Below are 22,986 nucleotides of genomic sequence, written 5' to 3' on the forward strand. Positions count from 1 at the left end.
ACGGAGGTCCTTGGGGAATGTTAGAACTGGGCGTCAATATCGATCATGTGGCGACGCTGCGCCAGCAGCGTCTGACCACATACCCTGATCCAATTCAGGCCGCTTTGCGAGCAGAAGAAGCCGGAGCGGACCTGATCACCTTACATCTGCGTGAAGACCGGCGTCATATTCAGGATGCCGACGTCGAGGCCCTGCGCCCCGTACTGCGTACCCGGATGAATCTGGAATGCGCCATCACCACCGAAATGCTGGACATTGCCTGCCGTATCAAACCGGACGATGTCTGCCTGGTTCCCGAACACCGTGCTGAACTGACTACCGAAGGTGGTCTGGATGTGGTCGGTCATCTGGACCAGGTCAAGGCTGCTGTGCAGCAATTGCAGGCCGCCGGCATTCGTGTTTCGCTGTTCATTGATGCCGACCCGGCGCAAATCCGTGCCGCCAGCGAGGTGGGCGCTACCGTGATTGAACTGCACACCGGCACTTATGCGGATGCTCAAACGCCTGAGCAGGCCGCCAGCGAACTGGAACGTATCCGTGCCGGTATTGCTCAAGGCGTGTCGCAAGGTCTGCGTGTGAATGCAGGTCATGGCCTGCACTACGGCAACGTCCAAGCGATTGCCGCCTTGCCCGGGCTGACGGAGCTCAATATTGGTCACGCCATTGTTGCCCAGGCTGTCTTTGACGGTTGGGAAAAAGCCGTGCGCGACATGAAAGCCCTGCTGGTGCAAGCGGGCGCTCCTGCTCAAGCCTGACTGAGCCCTGCCATCAGGGCAGGGCACTCTTAACTGATTCTGGAAGCACTATGAGTACCATTGATTCCCTATTGTCCCGCCGCTCTATCAAGCTGGTGCAAGGCCCTGGCCCGAATGAGCAAGAGCTGGACCTGATTTTGCGCGCTGCCATGGTCGCTCCTGACCATGGCCGTTTGCAGCCATGGCGCTTTTGCCTGATCCGCGGTGAAAACGTGCAGGCTTTGGGTGAACTGGCCATTGCCGCCAATGAGCGCGCTGGCAATCCCTTGACCGAGCAGAAAGCTGCCAGTGTCCGCGCATGGCTGGCCAAAGTGCCCATGCTGATCGCCGTGGCCAGCCATATCGATCATGGTGAAGAAAAAATCCCTGAACTGGAACGTATCCTGGCAACGGGCGCAGCCGTCAGCAATATGCTGCATGCGGCTCACCAACTGGGCTTTGGCGCTTTCTGGAGCACTGGCCTGGGCACCTATGGTGAAGAAGTTCCGGAAGCCCTGGGCTTCGATTCCCTGGATTACCAATTCCTGGGCTTTGTGTCGGTGGGTACGCCTATTCACAATCTGGGTCCTGCCCAGCGTCCCGAGCCACAGAAGTTTGTGACGGAGTGGCAAGCTGCTTGAGTCCGGCTGATGATGAACCGGTTCTAAAATAGCGCCGGTTCCATGGCATCACCCAAAGTGGTGATTGCTTTGGATAGTTTTAAAGAGCCTGAAACCTTTCTGGATTCAGGCTTTTTTTGTGCCCTAGGGTTTGTACTGATAGGCATGAACCTAACCACGCTTTTATCATTATTCCATACATTAGAATGACATTCCGTTAAACGGAATATGAACAGGAAAATGATGAAACGAGTCAGCACACAGCATCTGATGCTTCCCGATGGGGCCGAACTGCATTACGCAGAAATTGGGCTGCCCAGCGCATCTCGTCCATCCGTGCTCATGCTGCACTCCCTGTTTTTCAATGGAGGCATGTTCCTGCCCGTGATTCAGGCGTTGCAAAACGAATGGCACATTATTTGCCCGGATCATCGTAATCAGGGTTTGAGCACCACAGGCCAGAAGCCCGCCACCATGCATCAGTTGGCACAGGACTACGCGTTCCTGGCCCAAGCACTGCGGATTTCGTCCTTGCATGTAGTGGGTAGCTCGATGGGAGGTTACGTGGCTCAGGAGCTGATGCAGTGCGCACCTCAGTTGGTCCGTTCTGCTGTCCTGTCTTGCTGCACCTCGATGGCAGAACAGCAGAAAGAGCGCTTTGACCAACTGGAAGCGCAACTGCGTCGAGATGGCGGTGCGCCCTATGTCTCGGCCTTGCTGCAAACCATGTTTGGAGACGCCTTTCTGGCAAGCACAGACCTTGCTGCTCAGGCTCAGCAGGAGCAGTGGCGCGACTACTTCACATACTTGCCTCCCAGCATTGCCAACTCAGTCAATGGCGTGTTTGCCCGTCCTGACTATCAGTCCCTTTTGGCAGGCAATACCACCCCTCATTTGTTGATCAGCGGTGCTTTGGACAGAGCTAAAAAGCCCGCTGATATGGAGCATATGCACAGCTTGCTTCCAGACAGCACACATACGGTATTTGAGCAGTCCGGTCACACGGCGCCGGTTGAAGTGCCCGAAGCTTTCGCACTGCAAATTGAGAATTTTTGGAATCAAGTTAATTAATGCTGCAAGGATTAATTCATGCCAGTTACTGAATCTATTGAGCTGCCGACGGCAATGGCTTTCGGTGCAAATGCACAGCCGATACGAGATATTGCGTTAGACCAGGCTAGCCAGTTTGTTGTTGAAGATGGCGCGGTCTTGTTGCGTGGCAGCCAGAGCCGTTCCAGCGGCAGCAAGGCTTTTCCCGTCCGTGACGTGTGTATGGAAACGGGTGCTCGCGACATGCAAGACATGTTTTTTGGCCCATTTGGAAAGCTCTACAGTTTTTCTACCATTTATGTTTCCGCGTCGCGTCCCACGCCTTACACCTTGGGTTATGTGGATTTTCCTAACGGAGTTCGTGTTTTGGCACACGTACGTTGTGAAGACCTGAGTGCCTTGTATTGCGATATGCCAGTCAGTACTGCCACCGATGGCAATGACTGGTTTGTAACTCCTATGTCGGCGGAGAAGTAAGGTGAGTGAAGCATATGTAGTCGGCGCGGCCATGATTCCCATGGCTCGTCATAAAGAATCCAGCTATACCGGTTTGGCCTTGCCAGCAATCCTGAACGCGATGGCCAGTGCCGGTGTACAGGCTCAGGATATTGATGCTGTTGTTTGCGGCCACGCCTTTGGTGGCATGTTGACGGGGCAGCGTCTGGTCAAGGAAATCGGTATTGGTACAGTGCCTGTCGTCAATTGCGATAACGCCTGCTCGGGTGGGGCCACAGCCATTCATTTGGCGTGGAAAGATATCCAGGCTGGCCGACACGATATCGTGCTGGTGATCGGTGTGGACAAGCTGACGCAGTTTGGCGGAGGCACCTTGCCTCTGGTGCAGGAAGATCCCGAAGTCCAGCAAGGTTTGGTGATGCCTGCGGTGTATGGCATGCGTGCTCGTCGTTACCTGCATGAACGCAATCTGGGGCCAGAAGTTCTGGCGCAGGTCTCCATCAAGGCTCGCACACACAGTAAACATAATCCCTATGCACAGTATCGCGATCCACTGACCGTGGAGCAGGTGCTGGCATCACGTCCTATTTGTGACCCACTGACCTTGCTGCAATGTTGCCCTACGGGTGATGGCGCGGCGGCCTTGATCATGGTGTCCGAGCGTGCCTTGAAACGCTTGCAGAAACCTGCCATGCGAGTCGCTGCGTCGGTGCTGCATTCCGGTCAGGCGACCAGCGGTTTTCGCGATATGACTCGTCCCGAGATTTCTGCGGAATCTGCCCGCGATGCCTACAAGATGGCGGGGATTACAGCCCAGGATCTGGATGCGGTTGAGCTGCATGACGCGTTTACAATCGCCGAACTTATTTATTACGAAGCACTAGGTTTGTGTGAGGTCGGGCAGTCTGCTCAGTTCCTGCTGGATGGCCGTAGTACCTACGGCGGTGATGTGGTGGTGAACCCCAGTGGCGGTTTGCTGGCCAAGGGTCATCCAGTGGGAGCAAGCGGTGTGGCCCAAGCCGTGGAAATGTACTGGCAACTGACACACCAAGCCGGAGAACGTCAGGTTCCTGATGCTCGCTACGCCATGACACACGTCACGGGTGGCGGTATTGCGGGCCTGGATCATGGTGCTTGTGCAATCCATATTTTTGAAGCCCAGATATGACCACACAAAACACGTCCACCTCTACTAGTTCAACCGGAACCGTAAGCCGTGCGCTTCAGCTATTGGCTGTCTTGGCGGAGTCCAACGGCCCGGTAACCGTCAAGCAAGTGTCCGAGCAAATGGGCCTGGCCCCTTCAACGGCTCACCGCTTGCTCAATCTGCTGCGCAAAGATGATTTTGTTGCGGTGGTCAGTGGTGGAAGTGGTTTGTACAGCATTGGGCCTGAATTTTATCGAGTAGCGGCGCAAGTGATGAGCGCTGAATCCAAGCCTGCCTTGGCACAAAAATCTCTGGACGAGATTGCTTCCGAGTTCAACGAGACTGTCCTGTTTGGCACGTATGCCGTCAGCGAGTCGGCCATGAGTTTTGCGGCCATCGCACGAGGCGAGCACAAGCTGCAATATCAGATTGATTTGCACAAACCCATGTCCCTGGTCTGGGGGGCTTCCGGCAAGGCTATTTTGGCGTATCTGGATCAGGACACAATAGAGCGTGTGTATGCCAAGGCCGAGACCTCTCCGGCGCAAGATGCACCTTTGCCTGCTTTGGAGTCGCTTTTGGCAGAGCTGAGCGAAGTGCGCCAGAACGGCTATGCCCACAGCATGAGCGAGAAGTTGCCTGATGCACGCGGGGTTGCAGCACCTGTTTTTGATAACCACGGCATTGTGGGCTGTATTTGTTTGACCATGCCCACTACCCGTGTGCCCAGTGCAGGGTTGAGCGCCATTACCGCTGCCGTTATTCATCATGCCGAAAAACTGTCCGAGATGTTCGGATACCGACATAGAAAAACCAAATTATGAGTCATACCGCTACCGCGCAGCCCCTGGCAGGCTATAAGGTCATCGACCTCACTACCTTTTTGTCCGGTCCCTTCTGCACACAAGTGCTGGGGGATCTGGGGGCTGAAGTGGTCAAGATCGAGGCACCGGAAGGTGACTCCAGTCGCAGTATTCCCCCCCATTTTGTGGGTGAGGATAGTGCCTACTATCTGAGTATCAATCGCAATAAAAGCAGTTTGGCGGTAAATCTGAAAACCGCTGAAGGGCTGGACCTGGTTCGACAACTGATTCTGAAAGCGGATGTGGTTGTGGAAAATTACCGCCCGGGCGTGGCGGCCCGTCTGGGCCTGGACCCACAAGCCTTGTGTGAGGAACACCCCGGTCTGGTCTGGGCGTCCATTAGTGGTTTTGGGCAAACCGGCCCGGATCGTGACAAACCTGCTTACGACATGATTGTGCAAGCCCTGTCAGGCGTCATGAGCCTGACGGGCGAAGAGGGCAGACCAGCCGTACGTTTGGGCATTCCAGCCGGTGATACGGTCGCTGGCTTGTACGCGACTATCGCCATCAATGCCGCCCTGGCCGACAGGGAACGTACCGGGAAAGGCCGGATTGTGGATGTGGCGATGCTGGATTGCCAGTTGGCCATGCTGTCTTATCAAAGTGCCTATTCCTTGATTGCGGGCGTGACGCCCGCTCCCCAGGGCGCCAAGCATGACTCTATTCCTACCTACCGCTCTTTTCGGGGTGGTGATGGCCGCGAGTTTGTAGTGACGGCTAATACCGAGAGAATGTGGCAAGGCTTGTGTCGTGTACTGGGCCTGGAGTCGCTCATTGATGATGAACGCTTCCAGACTGGTGCCAGTCGCCTGAAAAACAAACATGCCTTGTGGGAGCAGCTTGAAAGCGCTTTTGCGACACAGGCGGCTGCACATTGGATTCCATTACTGGAAGAGCATAGTGTCCCGGTTGCGCTGATCCAGTCCGTGCCAGAGGCATTGGCACATGCTCGCGATTCAGAACGCAGCATGATTCTGGCCCTTCAAAATGAAGATCACAGTATTGAGGTCGTTGGAAACCCCATCAAATTTGTGGGCGCCGAAGCCACTCCATCTCGTTTCCCTCCCAGGAAGGGGGAGGATGATGCGCGCGTGTTGGGTGAGTGGTTAAGCCTGTCTGCTGACGCCGTGTCGTCTTTACAAAGTAAAGGCGTGTTGTTGAACAGTACGTGCAGCCAAGCATGACGACCCCATTGGTCAGGCTTCCTTACCCCGGGTCCTTGCTCGTTGCGCAGAAGGGCACGAGCGGCGATGAAGGTGTCATTGCCTTGCACTCCATCGGGGTCGATGCGCATTCCTTTGACGCACTGTTCAGCCACTTGGCTGCCGTTTATCCGTGTCTGAGTTACGACCTGCGAGGCCATGGCTCGGCCGCTGCGTTATCGCAGTTCGACCTGGATACCTTGGTGGATGATGCCGTCAAGGTGGTGGAGTCCTGCCGTTTTGACAAGGTTCATTTGCTGGGGCATTCGATTGGTGGGGTGATCGCGGCGTTGGCAGCGGCCAGGCTGGCCGATTGTCCCTCTAAAAAGGTGCAAAGCCTGAGCATTATTGCCAGCCCGCCAATGGGCTTGGCGGTATTTGGTGAGCGGGCCCAGGCCATGCAGCATGAAAGTCGCCAAACCATTGTAGAGACCACCATGCAGCGCTGGTTTGGTGGCCTGGCGACCAGCCCTGAGCTCGCCCAGGCCATACAGTACGCAGAGCAACAGCTCAGCCTGGTTCCGGTGCAGACATTGCTGAGCAGTTGGCAAAGTCTTGCCCAGTTTTCCGGGTACGGTGAGCTGGCGGCGCACTTGCCGGCCACTTTGCTGCTGACGGGCAGTCAGGATCTGTCTACGCCCGCCAGTGCCATGCAAATCATCCTGGATGCCTTGCACAAGGCGGGCAAGACACAGACAGCCCTGCACGTTATTGATGGGGGAGGGCACATGTTGCCGCTGACCCCGCCCGATACCTTGATGGCCTTGCTATTGGCGCATTTCAAGGCGTCTGGTACCACACATTTTTGCTAGGAACGCTTATGTCAGACTTTACAGGCCGAATTGTTGTTGTCACAGGTGCCGCAGCAGGCATAGGCCAGGCTGTATGCCAGCACCTGCTGGAACTGGGCGCCATTGTTGGCGGTATTGACCGTCAGCCTGAGGGCATTCCGGAAGGGGCCACGGCTTTGATTGCCGATGTGACCGATCAGGCATCCTTGAATCGGGCGCTGGCCGGGTTTGCCCAGGAACAGGGTCGTATTGATGTCTTGGTCAACAACGCCGGTGTGAGCTTTGTGGGCACGATAGAAGATGGCAGTGACGAAGACTGGCTACGCATTTTTAACATCAACGTGCTGGGCTATATGCGTAGTACGCGTGCGTGTTTGCCGTATTTGCGTCAGTCGAAAAATGCCGTGATCGTCAATATGTCTTCCTGCACCGCGATCAATGGTTTACCCGAGCGTGCGCTGTATTCAGCCAGCAAAGGGGCGATCCAGTCCATGACACTGGCCATGTCCGCCGATTTGATTGCCGAGCAGATTCGCGTAGTGGGTATCGCCCCCGCGACCGTAGACACCCCCTTCATGACCGAGCTGGCCAATCGCACTAGCGATCCGGTGGCCAAGCGCAATGAGTTTCACCGTCGCCAACCCACCGGGCAAATGGTACAGCCCGAGGAGGTTGCTCGCCTGGTTGCCCACGTTGCCCATCCGGGTGCGCTGTCCTACACCGGCACCATCATCAATATTGATGGTGGTATGGCTACCTTGCGTATGCCTGCCTGAACACATTCATACCCATACCAATCAAAGAAGGAACTATCGTGAGATTTGAAAATAAAACAGTGATTATCACCGGAGCGGGCCAAGGGATTGGTCGTGCCTACGCGCAAGAATTTGCCAAGGCAGGTGCCGCAGTGGTGGTTGCTGATTTGAACATCGAAAAAGCACAGGCTGTTGCTGCAGAAATTCAGGCAGAGAATGGTCAGGCCCTGGCCGTCAAAGTTGATGTGTCGGACGACAAGAGCACGGCCGAGATGGTTGCACAGGCAGTCAAAGCCTTCGGCACAGTAGACGTGCTGATTAACAATGCGGCCGTTTTCTCGACTCTGAAAATGAAGCCATTTGAAGAAATCGACGCAGACGAGTGGGACTTTGTGATGGGCGTGAATGCCCGTGGTGTCTTTAACTGCATCAAGGCGGTATCGCCCTTCATGAAGCAGCAACAAAGCGGCAAGATCATCAATATTTCTTCCAGCGTTGTGGTTACGGGCCGCGCGAATTACGCGCACTACGTGGCCTCCAAAGGGGCGGTTGTCGCCTTGACCCGCGCCCTGGCTACCGAGCTGGGTGAATACTGCATCAACGTCAATGCCATCAGCCCGCACGGCATTGTGACCGAAGTGCCACGCGACACCATTCGTCCAGAGCAATGGGACGCCATCATCGCTGCCCAAACCCTGAAACGCAAAGGGGATGTCAGCGACATGATCGGCGCCACCATGTTCCTGGCTTCCGATGAAAGCAAATACATCACGGGTCAGACACTGAATGTGGATGCTGGTCTGCGTTTTAACTAATCCCACTTGGCAAGAGGCTTCCAAGCATGAGTGCACATAACTTCACCATCACCCGTTCTTCCAACCGCAAACACCTTATCGCTGTGATTGATGGCCCGAACATGTCGAGCCTGGGTAAGCGCAGCAAAAAAGTCTATGGAAACATTCAGTCCCTGGACGAGCTCAAGGCGTGTGTGCGCAACTTTGGTGAGCAGTTGGGTGTAGAGGTCGAAAATTTTTCGTCCAACCACATGGGCGATATTTTGGAATACATCCACGAGTCCGCTCATCGGGTAGATGGCTACCTGATCAATCCCGCTGGCCTGACCACAATTGGGGAAGGCGTGCGTCATGCCCTGGAAGACACTGAGCTGCCTGTGATGGAAGTTCACTTCTCGAATATTGCTGCAAGTGCAGGCGCGGCCCGTGGTTTGGGCGGTGGCAGCATTCAGTCCAGCTTCACTCATACCGCTACTGGCATTTGCATGGGCATGCGTCATTACAGCTATCTGGCTGCCTTGACCGCCATGACCCTGGCTCTGGATGATCAAAGCTTCCTGGGCCGTCCTTCCGGTCAGTAGTCCACCTCTTTTCATATAACGATTAATACGGAGGAAGACATGAAAAAGTTTTCTCTACTCGCTACCGTTTTTGCCGCTGTTGGCTTGTTCAGCAGTGTTGCCGCTCAGGCAGAAATCAAACCCGTTACGCTGAAGTTTGCGCATATCTATGCTGCCCAGGACCACTGGGGGCAAACCGCAGAGCGCTTCAAGGCTGCTGTGGAAGAGCGTTCGGGCGGGAAAATCAAGATCAATATCGACGCCAATGGCTTGACCGGTGACTGGCCTCAGTCCATCGAAGGTTTGCGCATGGGTACCAACCACATTGTGCTGCAAAGTGTGGGAGCACTGGACCGCTACGCAAAATCGGCCGGTGTCGAAGCCTACCCCTACCTGATTCGCGATATGGATCACTACCGTGCGGTTTATACCGGTCCAGTCGGCCAGGAACTGTATGACCAGATCGCCAAGGAAAGCGGGTTCAAGCTGGTGGGGGCGGCCTATCGTGGCGCTCGCTATCTGACTTCGAACCGTGTGATTCAAAACCCGGACGATTTGCATGGCCTGAAAATGCGTGTCCCGCCACTGCGCATGTATCGCAGCACCTGGACCACGCTGGGTGCCAGCCCGGTGCCTATGGGCATGGCTGAGCTGTTCACCTCCCTGCAGCACGGCATGATCGATGGTCAGGAAAACCCCTTGGAAGTGATCAAGAACGTCAATCTGTTCGAAGTGCAAAAGAACGTGGCTGAGACCCAGCACACCATCGGCGCCATGACATTGATCTACTCGGACGCCTACTTCAAGAAACTGCCGGAAGAAACACGCCAGATTCTGCAGGAAGAGGGTGAGCGTGTCATGAAGGAAGCCACGGATCGCATGATCGTGGAAGAAGAAAACATGAAGCAGTTCCTGATCGGAAAAGGCATGGCATTTAACGCGGTCGACCGCGAAGCCTTTGCGACCAAGATTAAAGCCATGGATGCAGAGTTCCCCGAGCTGCAGGTTTGGCTGGATAAAATCCGCGCCGTTCAATAATGAAAAGATCGGGACATGCGTCACCCTCATGTCCCGACCCCACAGGTAAAAGTTATGACAACTAACAACGTACCGACCAAAACAGAAAATTGGGCCGATAAAAGCGCGTCTGTTATTGAAAAGGCGCTGGATTGGATTATCGGCAGCATGATGTTTGTGATGTGTGCGGTTATTGCATGGCAGATCTTCTCTCGCTACGTCCTGAAAGATATGTCCTCTTGGAGTGAGGAAGTTGCTCGCTTCTTGATGGTGTGGATTTCCTTACTGGGCAGTGCGGCTGTATTGCGCCGTAGTGGTCATGTCACGGTCACGATTCTGCTGGATCACATTTCAAGCAAGCTCAAACGACGCGTCTTGATTATTCGCGACCTGCTGATGCTGGCGACCTTGCTCAGCATCACCTATTACGGTTGGGAGTTTGCGCAAATCAACGCGGTTCAGCTCTCGGCAGCGATGGATATCCCCATGTCCTGGGTCTATGCGTCCCTGTGGCTGGGAATGGGCTTGTGCGTGGTGATTTTGTTGTTAATCCGCTTGGGCAGTCAGCCTGATTGGACATCCGGCAGCATCGACGAGCATCCCTAAGTACGGAAAACACTTTTTATGATCACCGTAACCTTAATTACCCTTCTGACGCTCATTCTCATGCTGATTGGCATGCCGATCGGCTTTGCCATCACGGCGGGCGTTCTGGCTGCTTTGGTAGCACTGGGTGATATCAGCTTGATGGCGGTTCCCCAGCAATTGTTCAGCGGGCTGGACAGTTTTTCCTTGCTGGCCATCCCGTTCTTTGTCCTGGCCGGTAGCCTGATGACTTCCGGTGGCCTGACCAGTCGCTTGCTGGATTTTGCCAACGCCTTGTTGGGCCGCTTCAAAGGTGGCCTGGCCATGAGTGGCGTGCTGGCCTCGGGCATGTTTGCCGGTATCTCCGGCTCGGCTGTGGCAGACACCAGTGCCTTGGGCCGTATCATGATCCCCGCCATGATTCGCTCTGGCTATCCCCCGGGTTTTGCAGGCGGCGTCATTGCAGCCGCGAACGTGGTGGCTCCCATCATTCCGCCTTCCATCCCGTTTATTGTGGTGGCCGTACTGACAGGCCAGTCCATCACGACCTTGTTCTTGGCCGGTGTGGTGCCAGGTGCTCTTTATATGCTGTCCATGCTGGTGATGAGCTGGTGGATCAGTAAACGTAATAATTTCCCAACGCAAGGTAAAGCTTCGGGCCAGGAAATCTGGATTACCTTTAAGAACTCGGTCTTCGCCTTGTTGCTGCCAGTCTTTATTCTGGGTGGCATTCGCAGTGGTATTTTCAATATTACCGAGGCCGCCATCATGGCGGTGATTTATGCCTTGCTCGTCGGGACGTTGGTTTACCGTCAGATCACCTGGAAAATCTTTGTAGACAGCCTGGTGGGCGCCGCTCATACCACCGCTGTGATCATGATCATCGTTGCAGCAGCGCGTGTCTTTAGCTGGCTGCTGGCGTACGTCAGTATTCCCGAAGCCATTTCCGCTTTCGTTTTGGAAAACATCAGCAACCCGCTTGTGTTCCTGCTGTTCGTCAATGTGCTGTTGCTGATCGTGGGTATGTTCCTGGAAACCAACGCCGCCCTGGTGATGTTGATTCCTGTGCTCTATCCCATTGCGATGAAGCTGGGGATTGATCCGACTCACTTTACCGTGGTTGCCGTCGTGAACCTGTGCATCGGTCTGATTACACCACCCGCCGGCTTGTGCCTGAATATCTCGTCCTTGCTGGCTCGCATCTCTTTGGAGCGTGGCGTGGTGGGGATTGCTCCCTTCCTGTTCACGGCCTTGCTGGTACTCATTATCTTGACCCTGTTCCCGCAAGTGTCGGTGTGGCTGCCTAATTTGGTGGCTGGTTCCTAGCCTATCTGGAGCTTTGGCACGATGCCGCTGCCTCTCAAGCCTTGTTGAAGGGTTGAGAGGTTTTTTTTGGCCGCTTTGTTTTAAGAGGTTCGGGGAGGTATGCCGACAAGCGGGGCATGTGCCTGGATGAGCCTGCGCTCAGGCTGTGGTCTTTACCGACCCGGAGCAATGGCCGCCTTCCAAACCATCCAGGATGGGGCAGTCGGGATGCTGGTCCCCCTGGCATTGTTCAGCCAGCACCCGCAGCTTGGCCGCCATGTCCAGTAAGAGGGCGGCTCGGCTTTCCAGCGCTTTGATATGTGCCTGAGCCAGCTGCTTGACCTCGCTGCTGGGGCGTTGCTGATCACGCCATAAGCTGGTCAGTTGCTGAATGTCCGCCAGATTGAAACCCAGGTCCTTGGCACGAACGATAAAGTGCAAGGTATCCAGGTCCTGATCCTGGTAGACGCGGTAGCCATTGGGGGCACGGTCACTATTCAGGAGTCCCAGATCTTCATAGTGCCGAATCATCTTGGGTGTCAGGCCGGTGATGCGGGCCGCTTCACTAATCAGCATGGGCTTTCCTCGGGCAGTGCAAGGGGACTGCGTTATGATTGAAAGAGTCAATTCTGCACATTGTAGAACGGGCGGTCGGGCAGGTCATCTGGCCCCTGATTGCCTTGGTATGGACTCAAGGAGCGGTTATGAAAGAAATTCAGTGTGATATTGCCGTAATTGGAGCAGGGACAGCAGGCATGACAGCGTATCGTACGGCCAAACGAGCCGGCAAACGAACGTTGATGATTGAATCAGGTCCTTATGGCACCATGTGCGCGCGTGTTGGCTGCATGCCATCCAAATTGCTGATCGCAGCTGCCGATGCTGCCCATCATGCCCGCCATACCGCTCCTTTTGGTGTTCACGTAGACGGCAATATCCGCATTGAAGGCAAAGAGGTCATGGACCGCGTGCGTCGCGAGCGGGATCGCTTTGTGCAGTTCGTGGTGGACGATGTGGAAGGCTTTGATGCCGAAGACAAAGTGCGTGGCCATGCCCGTTTTGTGTCCGAGCATGTGCTGGAAGTGGATGACCATACCCGTATCACCGCAGGGCACGTGATTATCGCCACCGGCTCCACGCCCGTGCGCCCCAAGGAGCTGGAGCCCCTGGGCGCCTTGCTGATCAATAACGAAGACGTGTTCGACTGGACGGATTTACCGGAGAGTGTCCTTGTCGTTGGCACCGGTGTCATCGGCCTGGAGCTGGGCCAGGCGCTGGCGCGTGTGGGCGTGAAGGTGTCCATTATCAACCGCAGCCAGAGTCTGGCTGGGCTTTCGGATCCCGAAGTGCGTGAAGCCGGACGGGCGATTTTCAATCAGGAACTGAACATTCGCGCTGACGTAACCGTGTTGGGCAGCGAAGTCGTCAATGGCAAGGCGCGTGTGCGCTTGCAGGTGGATGGCAAGGAACTGGTCGAGGATTACGACTACGTTCTCGGCGCCGCAGGCCGCAGACCACAGTTGGATAATTTGGGGCTGGACAATACCCCAGCACAGTGGGATAGCAAAGGGCGAGTAGTGTATGACCCTGCCAGCCTGCAGCTGAAAGGCACTTCCATTTATCTGGCGGGCGATGTGAACCAGCGTGCGCCTATCTTGCACGAGGCAGCGGATGATGGTCGTCTGGCCGCTTTGCAGGCCGTCAGCAATGGCCAGGACGAGCCTATGGCGCGTCGTGCGCGCATGGCGGTGATGTTCACGGATCCACAGGTGGCCGTGGTTGGCACACCCTTTAAATCCCTGCCAGAAGGCGCGGTGACAGGGAGTGTGAACTTCGGCAATCAGGGCCGTGCCCGCGTGATGCTGGTCAACCGTGGCTTGCTGCATGTGTATGCGGATAAGGAAGGCAAGTTCCTGGGAGCCGAGATGGTCGGGCCTCAAGCCGAACATATCGCCCACTTGTTGGCCTGGTCCTTGCAGATGGGGCTGACCCTGGATCAGATGCTGGCCATGCCGTTCTACCATCCCGTATTGGAAGAGGGCTTGCGCACGGCGCTGCGCGGTGCTCAATCAGCCTTGCGCGGCAAGTGAGCCCGTCTGAACGGGTCTGACTCCGTGCTTGGGTTCTTGTCCTGAGAATCCTGATCTTGTCTGTGAACTGCCCGCCAAAAGTTGGATGCTGATCCGACCTTTGGCGGGCAGTTTGATTTTCAGGGTATTTTTATTATTTACCGGCGTTTTGCAGATGCTGCGCGGTGGTCGCCTCGGTCACCGGGTCATTTTCCAGCGCGCCCAGCAAGGAATGCAGCAGGCCGGGAAAGCGCTCCTCCAGATCGTCCTTACGCAGCGATAGCAGGTTTTCTCGTCCAGAAGGCCGTTGCCAGATCACGCCGCTATCGCGCAAGACACGCCAGTGATGCGTCATAGTGGATTTGGTTTGGCCTTGCAGCAGCGAGCCACATGCGCGTTCGCCTTCAGAGGCCAGGGCGCGCACAACGGCCAGGCGCAAGGGATTGCCCAGGGCAGTCAGTACATTTTCCAAGCGAATCTGCGCGCGCTCGGGATGATTGGGAAGCATGTAGAGTCCTGTCATTATTCGTCGCGGTGATTGTACCTGTGTCCACGTACCGTTTTCGCCCTGTGCTGTGGTTTGGATGCATGGTGCGTGGAAAAAAACTTGTTAATAGTACGATTGTAGGCGTACTATCTGATTGTTATCAACCACTGGAACAACCGGAGCCCAGGTGCCTTGCACCGCAAGGCAGGACGACTCCAAGGACAATCATCATGGCTCGCCATACACCCATCACTCGCTATCGGAACATTGGTATCTCGGCGCATATTGACGCTGGCAAAACCACCACCACCGAGCGCATTCTGTTCTACACCGGCGTCAGTCACAAGCTGGGGGAAGTGCATGACGGGGCGGCCACCATGGACTGGATGAGCCAGGAGCAGGAGCGTGGTATCACCATTACCTCGGCGGCCACCACCTGCTTTTGGCGAGGCATGGATGGCTCGCTGCCCGAGCACCGCATCAATATCATCGACACCCCCGGCCACGTGGATTTCACCATCGAGGTTGAACGCTCCATGCGCGTGCTGGACGGCGCGGTCATGGTGTATGACGCGGTCGGAGGGGTACAGCCGCAATCTGAAACGGTGTGGCGTCAGGCTAACAAGTACAAGGTGCCGCGCCTGGCCTTCGTCAACAAGATGGACCGCGTGGGGGCGGATTTCTTCCGTGTACGTCAGATGATGGTGGATCGCCTCAAGGCCAATCCTGTGCCTGTGGTGATCCCTATGGGCGCTGAAGATGGCTTCAAGGGTGTGATCGACCTGCGCTTGATGAAAGCGATCGTGTGGGACGAGGCCACTCAGGGCATGAAGTTCAGTTTTGAGGACATCCCTGATGATCTGCTCGCTACGGCCAGACAGTGGCGCGAGCGGATGCTGGAAGCGGCGGCAGAAGCCAATGAAGAGCTGATGAATCAGTACCTGGAAACGGGTGAGCTGAGCGTGGCCCAGATTACGTTGGGCCTGCGCTTGCGCACCATTGCCGGAGAGATTCAGCCCATGCTGTGTGGCTCGGCCTTCAAGAACAAGGGCGTACAACGCATGCTGGATGCGGTGGTGGAGCTGCTGCCTTCTCCCGTCGATGTGCCCGCTGTGCAGGGCGTGGACGAGGCCGGTGCAATCGTCACTCGTCAATCTGACGACAATGAGAAGTTCTCGGCACTGGCATTCAAGCTGATGACGGACCCGTATGTCGGCCAGCTAACCTTTGTGCGAGTGTATTCCGGTGTGCTGGCCAAGGGTGATAGCGTCTATATTCCGGGCCGTGGCAAGAAAGAGCGTATTGGCCGGATTGTGCAGATGCATGCCAATGACAGGCATGAAGTGGATGAACTGCATGCGGGTGATATTGCGGCCTGCGTTGGCCTGAAAGAGGTCAGTACAGGTGAAACCTTGTGTGATCCTTCGGCCATCCTCACCCTGGAGCGCATGGAGTTTCCCGAGCCGGTGATTCGTCAGGCCGTGGAGCCCAAGACCAAGTCTGATCAGGAAAAGATGGGGATTGCGCTCTCGCGTCTGGCTTCTGAAGATCCGTCCTTCCGTGTCAGCACGGACGAGGAGTCGGGCCAGACGATTATTGGCGGTATGGGCGAGCTGCATCTGGAGATCATTGTGGATCGCATGAAGCGCGAGTTCGGTGTGGAAGCGAATGTGGGCAAACCGCAAGTGGCCTACCGCGAAACCATCAGCAAGAGCGTGCGCGATGTCGAAGGCAAGTTTGTGCGTCAGTCTGGCGGTAAAGGACAGTACGGCCATGTGGTCTTCACACTGGAGCCGCAAGAGGCGGGCAAGGGCTTTGAGTTTGTCGATGCCATCAAGGGCGGGGTGGTGCCGCGTGAGTACATTCCGGCAGTGGAAAAAGGTGTGCTAGAGGCCCTGAACAGTGGTGTTCTGGCGGGCTATCCCGTGGTGGATGTGAAAGTCACCTTGACCTTCGGTTCCTATCATGATGTGGACTCGTCCGAGCAAGCCTTCAAAATGGCGGCGATCTTTGGTTTCAAGGAAGCGGCCAAGCAGGCATCACCCGTGATCCTTGAGCCCATGATGGCGGTGGAAGTGGAAACGCCTGAAGACTATGCCGGCAATGTGATGGGCGATCTGTCCAGCCGCCGTGGCATGGTGCAGGGTATGGATGACATGGTGGGGGCGGGCAAGCTGATCAAGGCGGAAGTGCCTTTGTCCGAGATGTTTGGCTATGCCACCACGCTGCGTTCCATGTCCCAGGGCCGTGCAACGTACACCATGGAGTTCAAGCGTTACGCGGAAGTGCCCAGGTCCATGGTGCAGGATCTGGTGGCTGAACGTCAGAGCACACGATACGGAGGCTGATACCAAAAGGGGCGGGTTTTCCTGTGTCTCACCAGGCACGGGAACACCCGCCCCGATGCTTTGCCTGTTGTTGTGCTGAGGGCGCTGTTGGCCGGTCTGATCTGAGGTTTGATTTAGGGCCAAGCCCGTTTAGTTCAGCAAACTGCGCACCCCATCGGCCAGAACCTGCACCGATTCGGTGTCCGGTGCCAGATACCGCGCTCGGCCTTGTTGATCGAAGATATATACGCCACGGCTGTGCGAGACCTCGTAGTTCTCGGGCGCTTTGGGATCGGGCTTTTCAATCTGGAAGGCTACCCGGTAACGACGGGCCAGATCGGCAATCTGCTTTTCAGAGCCTGTCAGTCCTGTGGTGTGCTTGCCATCAAAGGCGGCCACATAACGGGCCAGGGAGTCGGGCGTATCGCGGTGGGGGTCCACACTGACAAAGATGATGCGCACCTGCTCGGCATCGTTCCCCAGTTCTTCCATGACCAGGCCCAGCTGGGCCAAGGTGGTAGGGCAAATATCCGGACAACTGGCATAGCCAAAAAACATCATGACGACTTTATCCTTGAAGTCATCCTGGGTGACGGTTTTGGGACCAGCCGCTTGCAGGGAAAAGCGCAGGTCGGGCAAGAAGCCGCGTACGGGATGCAGATTGGCAGCGGCAGCGCTGCCTAGCAGGAACAAGCCCAGCGCCAGTGTCAGGCCAAACTGTTTAAACAAGACAAGAATGGACTTTGCTGGGCTGGGTGTCATGGACGTCCTCTGGGTTTAGGCTGGCTCTGGAGTGAGCCCGCTGTGACGGAGCAGGGCGGTAATTGAAGGATCGCGGCCACGGAATGCACGGAAGGAGTCGGCAGCGGGGCGCTCGCCCCCTACGGACAGAATCTCGCGCCAGAAGCGATGACCCGTATTGCTGTCGAGGGTATCACGTGCCCCATCCGAGTGGGTATAGGCTTTTTCCTCAAAGGCCGAGTAGGCGTCGGCGGACAGGACTTCAGCCCATTTATAGCTGTAGTAACCCGCGCCGTAGCCACCCGCAAACAAGTGCGAGAACTGATGCGGGAAACGGTGCCACTCAGGCGGGAACAGCACGGCGACTTCCTGGCGTACCTGATCCAGAATTTCCATGACGGCATCAATGCTCAGGCCGCTGTCACGCGAGTGAATCAGCATGTCGAACAGGGAGAACTCCAGCTGGCGCACCATTTGCATGCCGCTCTGGAAGTTGCGGGCCAGGTTCAGCTTGTTGTAGAGCGCACGGGGCAGGTGCTCGCCGGTTTCCACGTGGGCAGTCAGCATCTGCACGACAGGCCATTCCCAGCAGAAATTCTCCATGAACTGCGAAGGCAGTTCGATGGCGTCCCATTCCACGGAGGAGAAGGCCGAGGCGGCCGGATCGTCCACACGCGAGAGCAGGGTATGCAGGGCGTGGCCGGATTCATGGAACAAGGTGATCACATCGTCATGCGTGAGCAGGGCGGGGCGACCGGGCTGGGGTTCGGCAAAGTTGCATACCAGATAGGCAATAGGCAGGCACAGCTCTTCACCCAGGCGACGACGGCTGCGTTCGCTATCCACCCAGGCACCGCCTTGCTTGCCTTGACGGGCGTGCAGGTCCATGTACAGGTAGCCCAGCACCTTGCCGTCGGAAGCCATGACTTCAAAAGGACGCACGGCAGGGTGCCAGACGGGGGCGTCGGCGGCACGCAGTGTTACGTCAAACAAGCGCTGAATGACTTTGAACAGGCCGCTCAGCACAGCAGGTTCGGTGAAGTACTGTTTGACCTCGTCTTCCGAGTAGGCGTAGCGCTGTTCGCGCAGACGCTCGGCGCTGAACGGTACATCCCAGGCTTGCAGGGTTTCCAGACCCAGCTCTTTCTGGGCAAAGGCTTGCAGCTCGTCCAGATCCTGGCGGGCGTAGGGACGGGCCTTGGCGGCCAGATCGCGCAAGAAGCTCATCACCTGTTCAGGGGTGTCGGCCATGCGGGTTTCCAGACGCATATGGGCGTAGCTGGCAAATCCCAGCAGGCTGGCTTCCTGGGCGCGCAGGTTCAGCAGCGTTTCAATGGGCTGGGAGTTATCAAATTGGGTATCGCCTTGGTCGGAGGCAATGGTGGTATAGGCCCGGTACATCAACTCGCGCAAGGTCTGGTTGCGTGCGTATTGCATGACAGGCAGGTAGCAAGGCATTTTCAGCGTCAGACGCCAGCCTTGCTGATCGTTTTCCTGAGCAGCGCGTTGGGCAGCGGCCAGCACATCGTCCGGGATACCGTCCAGCTCGGCCTGGTCAGTGACCAGATAATGCCACTGATCAATGGCATCCAGTACATGCTCGGAGAATTGCTGCGAAGTCTGTGCCAGCTCTTCGGAAATACGGGCGTAGTCTTCACGCGCCTGACCTTCCAGTTGCACGCCGCTCAGGCGGAAATCGCGCAGGGCCAGGGTAATGATGCGTTGGCGCTGGGGCGTCAGGGCGGTAAAGGCCGGGCTGTCGGCCAGCGCCTGATAACGCAGGAACAAAGGACGGTTCAAGCCCACCCAGGTCGAGAACTCGCTCATGCGCGGCAGGCACTGGTTGTACACCTTGCGCAGCTCGGGCGTATTGATGACCGAGTTCAGGTGACCGGCCACCGACCAGGCACGATACAAGGTTTCGGTGGCGTCGGTGATGGGCTCGACGATGTTGTCCCAACTGGGTTCGCTATCGTCGTTGGAGACTGTGTCTACGGCTTGGCGGGCCAAGGCCAGCAGTTGGTCCACCGCCTGCTCGATGTGCTCGGGCTGGATGGCGGGATAGTCAATAAGGCTGTCGATAGGAACCAGTAAGGGATTTGTCGTCATAAACCGTTGATTAAATTAAAGACTGATGTTGGCCGAACGTTCGGCCGCTTCCAAGGTGTTGACCAGCAGCATGGCAATGGTCATGGGGCCGACGCCGCCGGGTACGGGCGTAATGGCCGAGGCCACTTCGCTGGCGCTGGCAAAGTCCACGTCACCGCACAGCTTGCCATCGGCACCGCGGTTGATACCGACGTCAATCACGACGGCACCGGGCTTGACCATATCGCCGGTAATGATGCCGGGACGGCCTACGGCAGCCACCAGCACATCGGCGCGGCGGGTTTGAGCGGCCAGATCACGCGTTTTGGAATTACAGAGGGTGACGGTAGCGCCCGCAGCCAGCAAGAGCATGGCCATGGGTTTGCCCACGATATTGCTGGCCCCCACCACCACGGCTTCTGCACCACGCAGCGCCACGTTTTCGGACTCCAGCATCTTCATGACACCGTAGGGCGTGCAGGGGGCAAACAGCGGCTTGCCTGTCATGAGCATGCCGGCATTGCTGACGTGGAAACCGTCCACGTCCTTATGCGGTGCAATGGTTTCAATCACCTTGTGCTCGTCCAGGTGGGCGGGCAGGGGCAATTGAACCAGAATGCCGTGCACCGAGCTGTCCTGATTCAAGCGGGTGATCAGGGCCAGCAGCTTGGTTTCGGTGGTGTCAGCCGGCAGGCGGATGATTTCGGATTTCAGGCCGGCGGCTTCACACGCCAGGCCCTTGTTGCGTACATAGACCTGGGAGGCCGGATCTTCACCGACCAGCACCACGGTCAAACCGGCTTGAATGCCGTGGGTTTGTTTCAGCTTGGCAACACGTTCTGCAACGTCCGCCTTGATGGCCGTGGACAGCTTTTTTCCATCAATAATGCGAGCACTCATTTACGCATCCTCGGACTTGGTGAGGGCGATTTTCATGAGGTCGGCAACCGTAGTGACTTCCAGTTTTTCCATGATATTGGCGCGATGCGCTTCGACAGTTTTAATGCTGATGTTCAAGTCCCCAGCAATCTGCTTGTTCAGGCGACCGGCAACAATGCGTTCCAGCACTTGCTGTTCGCGCGCTGTCAGGCGGCCCAGGACTTCTTGTTGATCTTTTTGCGCCTGCGCTTGCGAGGCACGCGCCGTAGCCTGTTCGATCATGCGGCTGACAATGGTGCGCAGATCGGCTTCGTTAAAGGGTTTTTCCAGAAAGTCGATAGCGCCTTTCTTCATGGTGCTCACGGCCATGGGCACGTCACCGTGGCCGGTAATGAACACAATCGGGATGTTCGACTTGCGAGCGATCAGGGCTTCCTGCAGCTCCAGGCCGCTCATGCCGGGCATGCGCACGTCCACAATCAGGACGGCTACCTGGGCGGGGTCGTAGGCGCCCAGAAACTCTTCGCCCGATGCAAAGCAGCGGACCCGGTAGCCATTGGCTTCCAGGAGCCAGCGCAAGGAGTCCCGTACGGCTTCGTCGTCATCGACTACGTAAATGGTGCATGGCATTTGCGGGCTGGTCATTCGGGTATCTCCAGTTTGTTATCAAGGGTGTCCGCTACATCCGGTGCCGCACAAGGTAGACTGAAACGGAAAATCGTTCCACCCTCTGGATTGCCGACTGCCCACAGGCGGCCGTGATGCGATTCAATAATTGTGCGACAGATATTCAGGCCCATCCCAAGGCCTTCGGACTTGGTACTGTAAAACGGTTCAAAGAGGCGCTCGGGGTCTTTCAAGCCATGACCGCGATCGATGACGGCCATCTCCAAAAGCGATTCTTGTTGGGTAATCACCAATTGAAGCACATGATGCTCGCTGTGTTCCATGGCTTCGATCCCATTTTTGAGCAGATTCAATAATACCTGTTCTATGAGAATGGGGTCGGCAATGACGTCAGGAACCGGATCAGGAATGCTCAATTCAATTTCAATTTGGCGCTTGCGGGCGTCGATTTCGGCAAAGCCGACGGCATTTTCCACAATACGCATGACCTTGACGCGGACGCGGCGCGGTTCGCTACGCTTCACAAATTCACGAATGCGGCTGATGATCTTGCCCGCGCGCTCGGCTTGCTGGGCCGCTTTTTCCAACGCGGCCAGCAGGGTTTCAGGCTGGTAGCGACCGGATTTCAGCATGGCGACTGCACCCATGCTGTAGTTATTGATGGCCGTCAGCGGCTGGTTCAATTCGTGCGCCAGCGAGGAAGCCATTTCGCCCATGGTGGTCAGGCGGCTGGTCAGCTGCACTTTTTCCTGCTGAATACGTGAGGCTTCTTCGTGCTTGCGACGGTCGGTAATGTCGCGCGCCACTTGCAGACGCACACGACGGCCATCCGTCCAGGCCAGCATACGGTGATGGACTTCAAACCAGCGGGCCGCCGATTCGGAGTAAATCTCTACAGTTTCATCCGTAAAGCGACCCAGACGACCACCCAGCAGTTCAGCGTGGCCATTGGATTGGGCACCAAAGAAGCGACGATAGGTACGGTTGGCAAACAGCAACTCCAGACCGTCGGAGGTATCGGCCACCACGGAAATGGCATCATCCAGACCTTCCAGCACCGTCATGAAGCGTTCATGCGCGGCGGTCAAGGCTTCGCGAATGCGCTTGGGTTCGGTAATGTCCGTCATGGAGGTCATCCAGCCAATCTGCTCTCCATTAGGGGCACGCAGGGGCGAGACATACATACGGGCCGTAAAGCGCGAGCCATCACGGCGTTGAGCCTCTACCTCCAGACCACTGCTGGGTGTGCGGCCCGATAGCAAAAGATCCAGGGTTTCCTGGTGCTGTTGATGACGACCGGGTAACCAGTAAGGGAAGGGGGCAGTACGACCGACCAGATCGGCCTCGTTCCAGCCAATCATTCTGCAAAAAGCCGGGTTCACATAAGCGATGCGGCCCTGCATGTCAAACACGCGCATCCCCGTGGACATGGAGTTTTCCATGGCGCGCCGGAAACCCGTTTCGGCGGTCTGGGCTGCCTCGGCATGGGTCCGGAAGCGGGTATAGCGCCACAGGGCCAGCAAGCTGACCACAATCACCAGGGACAGGGCCAGAATTACCATCATCAGGCGTTGCTGGCGCGTTTCCTGATCGATGGTCACAAACATGACGCTATCGTTTTGCAAACGCTGCAGCCACAGGAATACGCCCATGACACAGAGGTAGAGAAACAGCACGACAACCGGTGTCAGCCAATAGAATCCACGCCGATTCTGCTTGGCCTGATCATAGAAGGTTGAAGGGATCAGAGACTTTTTGGGATGAGTAGCCATAACAGCAAGAAAAGAAGTATGGCTGGATTGTAATGTAGGGCTATTTTTTTTAGTGATATTTCGTATTATGAAAACACATACCATAAAATGAAATTTTGCTTGAGCGTTTCTGTGTTC

At 56.4% G+C, this 22,986-nt stretch carries 23 protein-coding genes; 16 read left to right on the forward strand and 7 right to left on the reverse strand.

Annotated features, from left to right (window positions below; genetic code table 11):
• The first annotated feature begins 17 nt into the window (after nucleotides 1–17).
• The 14 genes from pdxJ to Q9R35_RS03935 all read left to right on the forward strand — a co-directional run bounded on the left by pdxJ (nucleotide 18) and on the right by Q9R35_RS03935 (nucleotide 11,900).
• Complete coding sequence (gene pdxJ / locus Q9R35_RS03870; RefSeq protein ID WP_063690414.1) at nucleotides 18–755, forward strand: pyridoxine 5'-phosphate synthase; 738 nt, start codon at nucleotides 18–20, stop codon at nucleotides 753–755.
• A gap of 50 nt (nucleotides 756–805) precedes the next feature.
• Nucleotides 806–1,375: a nitroreductase gene (locus Q9R35_RS03875; protein ID WP_311219362.1), complete on the forward strand. Its 570-nt coding sequence runs from the start codon at nucleotides 806–808 to the stop codon at nucleotides 1,373–1,375.
• A 219-nt stretch (nucleotides 1,376–1,594) separates the two neighbouring features.
• Nucleotides 1,595–2,425, forward strand: coding sequence for an alpha/beta hydrolase (locus Q9R35_RS03880; protein ID WP_311219363.1), 831 nt, complete (start codon nucleotides 1,595–1,597; stop codon nucleotides 2,423–2,425).
• An 18-nt stretch (nucleotides 2,426–2,443) separates the two neighbouring features.
• Nucleotides 2,444–2,881: an OB-fold domain-containing protein gene (locus tag Q9R35_RS03885; RefSeq protein WP_311219364.1), complete on the forward strand. Its 438-nt coding sequence runs from the start codon at nucleotides 2,444–2,446 to the stop codon at nucleotides 2,879–2,881.
• Between the two features lies 1 nt (nucleotide 2,882).
• On the forward strand, nucleotides 2,883–4,028 hold the full coding sequence (locus Q9R35_RS03890; protein WP_045929923.1) for a thiolase family protein: 1,146 nt from the start codon (nucleotides 2,883–2,885) through the stop codon (nucleotides 4,026–4,028).
• Nucleotides 4,025–4,831, forward strand: coding sequence for an IclR family transcriptional regulator (locus Q9R35_RS03895; protein ID WP_080723684.1), 807 nt, complete (start codon nucleotides 4,025–4,027; stop codon nucleotides 4,829–4,831). Before Q9R35_RS03890 ends, Q9R35_RS03895 begins: the two co-directional genes overlap by 4 nt.
• Nucleotides 4,828–6,054, forward strand: coding sequence for a CaiB/BaiF CoA-transferase family protein (locus tag Q9R35_RS03900; RefSeq protein WP_042480855.1), 1,227 nt, complete (start codon nucleotides 4,828–4,830; stop codon nucleotides 6,052–6,054). Before Q9R35_RS03895 ends, Q9R35_RS03900 begins: the two co-directional genes overlap by 4 nt.
• Nucleotides 6,051–6,884 (forward strand): alpha/beta hydrolase, encoded by an 834-nt coding sequence (locus Q9R35_RS03905; RefSeq protein ID WP_311219365.1) that lies wholly within the window; start codon nucleotides 6,051–6,053, stop codon nucleotides 6,882–6,884. The genes Q9R35_RS03900 and Q9R35_RS03905 overlap by 4 nt, the downstream gene beginning before the upstream one ends.
• An 8-nt stretch (nucleotides 6,885–6,892) precedes the next feature.
• Nucleotides 6,893–7,639: an SDR family NAD(P)-dependent oxidoreductase gene (locus tag Q9R35_RS03910; RefSeq protein ID WP_042480850.1), complete on the forward strand. Its 747-nt coding sequence runs from the start codon at nucleotides 6,893–6,895 to the stop codon at nucleotides 7,637–7,639.
• A gap of 38 nt (nucleotides 7,640–7,677) precedes the next feature.
• Nucleotides 7,678–8,433, forward strand: coding sequence for an SDR family NAD(P)-dependent oxidoreductase (locus tag Q9R35_RS03915; protein WP_042480846.1), 756 nt, complete (start codon nucleotides 7,678–7,680; stop codon nucleotides 8,431–8,433).
• A gap of 26 nt (nucleotides 8,434–8,459) precedes the next feature.
• Complete coding sequence (locus Q9R35_RS03920) at nucleotides 8,460–8,993, forward strand: type II 3-dehydroquinate dehydratase (protein WP_042480843.1); 534 nt, start codon at nucleotides 8,460–8,462, stop codon at nucleotides 8,991–8,993.
• 39 nt (nucleotides 8,994–9,032) lie between these two features.
• Nucleotides 9,033–10,010 carry a TRAP transporter substrate-binding protein gene (locus tag Q9R35_RS03925; protein ID WP_045929919.1) on the forward strand — a complete coding sequence of 326 codons (978 nt, stop codon included), beginning with the start codon at nucleotides 9,033–9,035 and terminating at the stop codon, nucleotides 10,008–10,010.
• Between the two features lie 54 nt (nucleotides 10,011–10,064).
• Nucleotides 10,065–10,595, forward strand: coding sequence for a TRAP transporter small permease (locus tag Q9R35_RS03930; RefSeq protein WP_311219366.1), 531 nt, complete (start codon nucleotides 10,065–10,067; stop codon nucleotides 10,593–10,595).
• An 18-nt stretch (nucleotides 10,596–10,613) separates the two neighbouring features.
• Nucleotides 10,614–11,900, forward strand: coding sequence for a TRAP transporter large permease (locus tag Q9R35_RS03935; protein WP_042480836.1), 1,287 nt, complete (start codon nucleotides 10,614–10,616; stop codon nucleotides 11,898–11,900).
• Between the two features lie 138 nt (nucleotides 11,901–12,038).
• Here Q9R35_RS03935 and Q9R35_RS03940 read toward each other — a convergent pair whose 3' ends face one another.
• A complete protein-coding gene (locus Q9R35_RS03940) occupies nucleotides 12,039–12,455 on the reverse strand; it encodes a MerR family transcriptional regulator (RefSeq protein ID WP_042480834.1) in 417 nt (138 codons plus the stop codon).
• A gap of 128 nt (nucleotides 12,456–12,583) precedes the next feature.
• Between Q9R35_RS03940 and Q9R35_RS03945 the strand changes: the two genes are divergently transcribed.
• Nucleotides 12,584–13,969, forward strand: a complete 1,386-nt coding sequence (locus Q9R35_RS03945) for a dihydrolipoyl dehydrogenase (RefSeq protein ID WP_063690410.1) — start codon at nucleotides 12,584–12,586, stop codon at nucleotides 13,967–13,969.
• A 133-nt stretch (nucleotides 13,970–14,102) separates the two neighbouring features.
• On the opposite strand, the gene Q9R35_RS03950 is transcribed toward Q9R35_RS03945, so the two are convergent.
• The gene (locus Q9R35_RS03950) at nucleotides 14,103–14,456 is read right to left on the reverse strand and encodes a helix-turn-helix transcriptional regulator (RefSeq protein WP_045929915.1); all 354 of its coding nucleotides are present in this window, start codon (nucleotides 14,454–14,456) and stop codon (nucleotides 14,103–14,105) included.
• Nucleotides 14,457–14,665: 209 nt separating this feature from the next.
• On the opposite strand from Q9R35_RS03950, the gene fusA reads away from it, so the two are divergent.
• On the forward strand, nucleotides 14,666–16,783 hold the full coding sequence (gene fusA, locus Q9R35_RS03955; protein ID WP_311219367.1) for an elongation factor G: 2,118 nt from the start codon (nucleotides 14,666–14,668) through the stop codon (nucleotides 16,781–16,783).
• A gap of 129 nt (nucleotides 16,784–16,912) precedes the next feature.
• Here the strand turns inward: fusA and Q9R35_RS03960 are convergent, their stop codons facing one another.
• From Q9R35_RS03960 to Q9R35_RS03980, 5 genes are read right to left on the reverse strand one after another with little or no spacing between them, the layout of a single operon-like run.
• A complete protein-coding gene (locus tag Q9R35_RS03960) occupies nucleotides 16,913–17,524 on the reverse strand; it encodes an SCO family protein (protein ID WP_060185119.1) in 612 nt (203 codons plus the stop codon).
• Between the two features lie 15 nt (nucleotides 17,525–17,539).
• A complete protein-coding gene (locus tag Q9R35_RS03965) occupies nucleotides 17,540–19,612 on the reverse strand; it encodes a M3 family metallopeptidase (RefSeq protein ID WP_311219368.1) in 2,073 nt (690 codons plus the stop codon).
• Nucleotides 19,613–19,627: 15 nt separating this feature from the next.
• Nucleotides 19,628–20,491, reverse strand: coding sequence for a bifunctional methylenetetrahydrofolate dehydrogenase/methenyltetrahydrofolate cyclohydrolase FolD (gene folD / locus Q9R35_RS03970; protein ID WP_026483301.1), 864 nt, complete (start codon nucleotides 20,489–20,491; stop codon nucleotides 19,628–19,630).
• Entirely contained in the window at nucleotides 20,492–21,115 is a 624-nt protein-coding gene (locus Q9R35_RS03975) for a response regulator transcription factor (RefSeq protein ID WP_042480818.1), read from the reverse strand.
• Nucleotides 21,112–22,869 (reverse strand): PAS domain-containing sensor histidine kinase, encoded by a 1,758-nt coding sequence (locus Q9R35_RS03980; RefSeq protein WP_042480816.1) that lies wholly within the window; start codon nucleotides 22,867–22,869, stop codon nucleotides 21,112–21,114. The genes Q9R35_RS03975 and Q9R35_RS03980 overlap by 4 nt, the downstream gene beginning before the upstream one ends.
• Between the last annotated feature and the right edge of the window lie 117 nt (nucleotides 22,870–22,986).

This window comes from Alcaligenes sp. AB3 (assembly GCF_031844565.1).
Taxonomy (GTDB): domain Bacteria; phylum Pseudomonadota; class Gammaproteobacteria; order Burkholderiales; family Burkholderiaceae_B; genus Alcaligenes; species Alcaligenes faecalis.